General features: G+C 40.2%; 7 protein-coding genes. 1 reads left to right on the top strand and 6 read right to left on the bottom strand.

Translation table 11 applies throughout. From position 1 onward, the window contains the following. The coding region (locus tag FCU94_RS15445) for an IS30 family transposase (protein ID WP_176289401.1) at window positions 1-242 on the top strand (242 nt) is incomplete at its 5' end. Window positions 243-267: 25 nt separating this feature from the next. Here FCU94_RS15445 and FCU94_RS15440 read toward each other — a convergent pair. The 6 genes from FCU94_RS15440 to FCU94_RS15410 form a co-directional block, all read right to left on the bottom strand. After that, window positions 268-903 (bottom strand): DUF4145 domain-containing protein, encoded by a 636-nt coding sequence (locus FCU94_RS15440; protein ID WP_176289400.1) that lies wholly within the window; start codon window positions 901-903, stop codon window positions 268-270. Window positions 904-1,017: 114 nt separating this feature from the next. After that, complete coding sequence (locus tag FCU94_RS15435) at window positions 1,018-1,338, bottom strand: hypothetical protein (protein ID WP_176289399.1); 321 nt, start codon at window positions 1,336-1,338, stop codon at window positions 1,018-1,020. 110 nt (window positions 1,339-1,448) lie between these two features. Beyond that, window positions 1,449-2,216 (bottom strand): GNAT family N-acetyltransferase, encoded by a 768-nt coding sequence (locus tag FCU94_RS15430; RefSeq protein ID WP_176289398.1) that lies wholly within the window; start codon window positions 2,214-2,216, stop codon window positions 1,449-1,451. Window positions 2,217-2,896: 680 nt separating this feature from the next. Next, window positions 2,897-3,469, bottom strand: coding sequence for a hypothetical protein (locus tag FCU94_RS15425; RefSeq protein WP_176289397.1), 573 nt, complete (start codon window positions 3,467-3,469; stop codon window positions 2,897-2,899). Window positions 3,470-3,612: 143 nt separating this feature from the next. Next, a complete protein-coding gene (locus tag FCU94_RS15420) occupies window positions 3,613-4,335 on the bottom strand; it encodes a hypothetical protein (protein ID WP_176289396.1) in 723 nt (240 codons plus the stop codon). A gap of 212 nt (window positions 4,336-4,547) precedes the next feature. Continuing rightward, window positions 4,548-5,018, bottom strand: a complete 471-nt coding sequence (locus tag FCU94_RS15410; protein ID WP_176289395.1) for a hypothetical protein — start codon at window positions 5,016-5,018, stop codon at window positions 4,548-4,550. Window positions 5,019-5,169 lie beyond the last annotated feature (151 nt).

Raw genomic sequence — 5,169 nt, 5'->3', positions numbered from 1 at the left:
GTTATGCACAATTAGAAAAACATCATAACTGCCTGTTTTACTTTGCAAATCCATACCATTCATGGGAGCGAGGCACTAATGAAAACACCAATGGCTTGATACGACAATACTTACCAAAACGCACTTCTATGTCACACGTGACACAGAAGCTCTGCAATGAAATTGCACACAAATTAAATACGCGCCCACGCAAAAGGCTTGGGTATAGAACACCAACGGAGTATATTCATGCGCATCTGTAAAAAGTGTCGCACTTCAAACTTGATACTAAGTGGTTTCGGTTCCGTCTCTTTTCTCGACGGCTTTCAATGCCCCTGCTGGAAGAATATTGTATAGCTCTGCCACTTTCTTTGGCTGTGAGATTCTTACTTCAACGATGAAATTAATCATCTCAAAGAGACTATTTGCGACTTCTGGATTGTCATTTAAGTCAATTTCTCCGGGGTGAACAGCGTTGTTACCCACCACTCGACAATAATCAAGCGCTTGTTGAACTTCAACAGGTAATCCTTTTGCGACTAAAGAGCCAATATCATCATTGATATTTTTGCCTTTCTCACCTAATTCAATTAGCAGTTTCTGAATAGTAAGACGAAGCAGTGCTGCTGCGGCTCTTGGTGAACGAGCCACAATATCTCTGGCTTCGTTGTAATCTGATACACAAACATCCGGCAAATCGTGGTGATGTGGTGGAACTGGAGCTTCTGATGGCACAATCATCCTGCCTTGATACCAATAGCAAATTTCATCACAATGCGTACATTTGCTGTAGGTAAAGTCTGTAGTATAAGAGAATTGCCCTGATAACCTATTGAGCTTGTTCCAATACTGTTTAGCGAACACTCCACATTGGACACAGTGAAATTGTTCTTGTTCAAATACTGGGGGATAGTATTTATTCATTCGTACTCCTGACTTATTGAAACACTTAACGCCGCATTAAGGTGTGAGCGACGCTTGGCTATACTTGAGCGAAGCGAAACTGCCAAGCGTTGCGAATCACTCTTAAATGCTTTGTTATACGATTGATTCCAAAGTACTTTCTAAACTTGATAAAGGATATTCTTTGCCTAAGATGGTAGCGCTAGAGTTTATTGGGTCAACTTCTACATAATACTCAGTTCTACCGTCAGGATATTGAGCTAAGTGAAGTACAATACGCCCCTTTGATTCTGCAGCTTTACGTAAGTCCCAACCAGTAGATTCCAAGCTCATAATAACCTTTCCGCTGCAAACCTCTCGGATAATCGGAGAGTATACCCAATGAGACATTTTCATTTCTTTGGCAATTGTCAGTACTTCAAATTTACCATTGAGAACATACTGATTTGTTTCCATTCGATATCCCCGTAAAATCGTATAACGCCGCATTAAGGTTTGAGCAACGCTTGGCGATACTTGAGCGAAGCGAAACTGCCAAGCGTTGCGAATCACTCTTAAATGCTTTGTTAGCTATTTGGTGAAGTGTAGCCCGTTGTTGTCGCTACAACTTCAAACCCCCGCTTTGATACTATCGGTTTACTCATGTCTGAGGCATCGATTATCAGATACTTAACACCTTTCGACTTTGCTTCAGCGATACGCTTATTTAGGAGCAAGCTATAGTACCCATTGCCTCGAAATTCTTTGATTGTGCTTCCGCCCCAAATTCCTGCAAATGGGCTGCTTCCATTAAATGTTAGCCAAGCGGAAGTCACTGGCTGTCCATTTACATACACAACATAAATGGATACCGAATCTGGAGATTGTTCTTTGAGACTCATTAAGTAATTGTATTGCCAATCGAAATCCCCACCCCATACCTGTTCTTGAACCTTTATTGCATCACGAATGCCTTCGCTATCGAAAACTTCTGTGATCTGAGATTCATCGAAGAACTCGTTAGCTGTTTTAGAAAGGTCTAAAACCATAAATGATTCAGTATCTTCTTGTTCAAAACCATTAGCGAGTAATACATTGCCGATATTGCTTGGTTTATCGGTACTATATGTCTTCCACTCAAAACATAATTTGCGTTGGCTAAAGTAAGCTAGTTGCTCTTTAACTATTGATTCAGTGAGGCTTTCATCAAAGTCAAAGAACGAAATATAACTGCCGTGACGATCTTTAGACACGAATTTAGTCAGATTACTATCCGACTCCTTTACACCATTAAACGAGTGAATAAGCTTGCGTTCAAACTCATTGTACTCTCGCATTACATCCACTGTATTCATTTTATCCTCGTATATAGCTAACGCCCAATTAAGTAGTGAGCAACGCAATACAAAAGCTACCGCATTCCACCGTAAACACCCAAAACCACTGCAAACCAAAACTGCCACGCGTTGCGAATCTGCTTGAATTGTTTGTTATGCGATTTGTTCGCAAGAGCTAGATTGGGCAATGAAAACATTACCTTAAACACAAAAAACCACAAACGCGCAGGTAACTTTTTGTGATTCAAGAACCAATGGACTCAACATTTCCAAGATAAGGCTAACAAAAGCACGGAACGTTGCCTTAAAGCGAAGAATTGGCTTTTGTTTGCAAGAAACTTAACGAGCCGGAATTTCAACAAATGCCGGCTTTCCATGAACTTGCCCCTTCACATTTTGCGCCCAAAAAATTTTCCGCAACCAAATGCGATTTTTAATGAGGCAACTTCACGAACCTTGGCATGCATTACGGTTTCAGTGATTCAAGAATTTGAGTCGACAATGCTGATTTGCCGAAAACGAAAAACGAATTGCCAGAGACCACGAAATTAAAGAAACCTAAAAACTTTACCCTGTCGCATAACGCCGCGTTAAGTAGTGAGCAACGCTTACACCTAACCTAAACCATTACACATTAAACACAAAACTCAATTTGAACTGAGAACGCCACGCGTTGCGAATCTGTCTTAAACGCTTTGTTATGTGCGTGCTTTCAGTTCACGAACCAAAGCCTCATCACCAGCTTCATGTAGCCACAAACACCAAATTGTAATCGAACCATTATGTTTGCTGTATACAACCCACTCACCAGTTTTGTAGTCGTTCGAGACTGATTCAATTAACGATTGGTACATTGTTTCGATATCCAAGTCTTGATCTTGTAACTTGGTTCGCTTCGCGTGATTAGCCCAGTTTTCAACAATAAATGAAGATTGTCCAAAATGAGTATGCAGGATCTTAAAACCCACTTGGTCTGATATATTTCTCAATTTACCCCGACCGTTACCGATATCACTGATGCGCTCCAAAACCGACAACACCGAAGTAACGGGAACTGCGACAGGAATGTTTTCAATAACGACATACCCTTGGTGATACAACTGCGATATTTGAAGTTTTAAAAGGTCACTAACGTTACATGTAGGGCAATGAAATGACAGTGCCTCCTCAACCATAAGCTCATAATCACCATATAACCAAGTCGACTCTAGAGCTATATCCCTACGAACTTTCACGTCAGATGAACGGATTATTTGTTCGACTCTATTCATTAATCCTCCAGAGCACATAACGCCCTTTTAAGGTGTGAGCAACGCAATACCGATGCTGCCGCATACCACCTTAAACACTCAACGCAACGCATAGTAAAAATGCCACGCGTTGCGAATCACTCTTAAACAGTTTGTTAGCCCTTTTACTCGGGTAAGCTGAATGACATGGTATCGCAGTCAGGTTCTGACGTAATTGATGGAGCGACCGAACCAAACAAGTCTAGAAATGATGTTGCCTCAACAGACTGTGGGGTTACATGAGTTTCAATGTAACTATGTAGTCTGATACCTGCATTCATCGCCAACGGAACGAAGTTAATAAAAATATCGCTCTCATCAACACCTGCTTCCTCTGCAGAAGACTCAATTAGGTCGGCGTTAACATAATTGCGAATGATATCTGAAGCTGATGCACGAAGCCTTGACTCAGCTTTTGGGAGTTCTAAAAGCTCTTTTATATCACCCCACGAGATAGGAATATCAAAGAAACTTCCCCCCTCCTCTTCTGGGTTAGCGAGAAAGTTAGCATAATAATATGTGTGTTCGGTATTTGGTGTCGCTGCGGTTTGAACGTGATAATTGTATATGCTTCTTATTCTATTTGCTTTGTTATGATGGCGAGCATTTCTGATTGCTAATATCACACAAAGTTCCGGTGTGTCGTACCAATCGACTGGAGCACCAAGTTCTTGTTGCATCAGATCGTACAAATTGTGAAACGCATTTAGCATTGCATTTATTGCTGTTTCCACGTTTCCAACAGCTTCTGGGCGGTCAATGGTAACAAGCTGCTTATAACGAAAATCAGCTTCAACTAGAACTCTAAATGTTTGAGCAAGATCTTCAAAAGAATGACTTAACGGCATATTTCTTCTCTAATAATTAAATTTCCAAAACAATAACAAACTATTTGCTTATTGGACTTGTACTCCATCAATCTTTGGTACATTGAGGGCTAACGCCCTGTTAAGGGGTGAGCAACGCAATACCTAAGCCGCCGCATACCACCTTAATCACTTAAACCAACGCATAGCAAAAATGCCACGCGTTGCGAATCCCTCTTGAACAGTTTGTTAAGCTACTGAATCTCGAACCCTAGATTCCTGTGAATCAAGCTTCTAAACGCTTGCTTTAATACGACCTTAGCTTCTGTGACATCTTTTAAATCTACTGTTCCTTTAGAGTTCTGTAAATTTTTCAATACGTTTGCAAGATGATAGTTCAAGTTGTTTACAAGCGGAGATACTTCATCATTAGTTAATAAAATCAGCTCTTGCCCAAGTTCTTGAGACTTTGTGAATGAAGAAATTACTTTTTCTGAATCTATATTATCAGCCAAGATATGCCTTACAAAACTATCAACATTTACATCATACTTCGCATAGATTGACGCAATTTTATCTATATATTTAGATTTCTGCTCACTTTGGTACTTTTCTAAATTAGCTTCAACTTGTAATTTATTTGATTCAATTAAATGATTTCCTGTGACCCAAGAGCTTGCAACAACGAAAACTCCTGTTAACACAACTGTTTTAATATTTTCCATACAATTTCTCTGTAGCTTAACGCCCAATTAACGTGTGAGCAGCGCAGACACTGAACTTGAATACTGCGCCGCAAACACTAAATTCAACTCGAAGTAAGAGCGCCAAGCGTTGCGAATCACTGTTGAATTGTTTGTTATGTTTTACCACAAA

The sequence above is a fragment of the Vibrio sp. JPW-9-11-11 genome (assembly GCF_013369335.1).
Taxonomy (GTDB): domain Bacteria; phylum Pseudomonadota; class Gammaproteobacteria; order Enterobacterales; family Vibrionaceae; genus Vibrio.
This window is presented reverse-complemented; position numbering and strand designations above follow the sequence as displayed.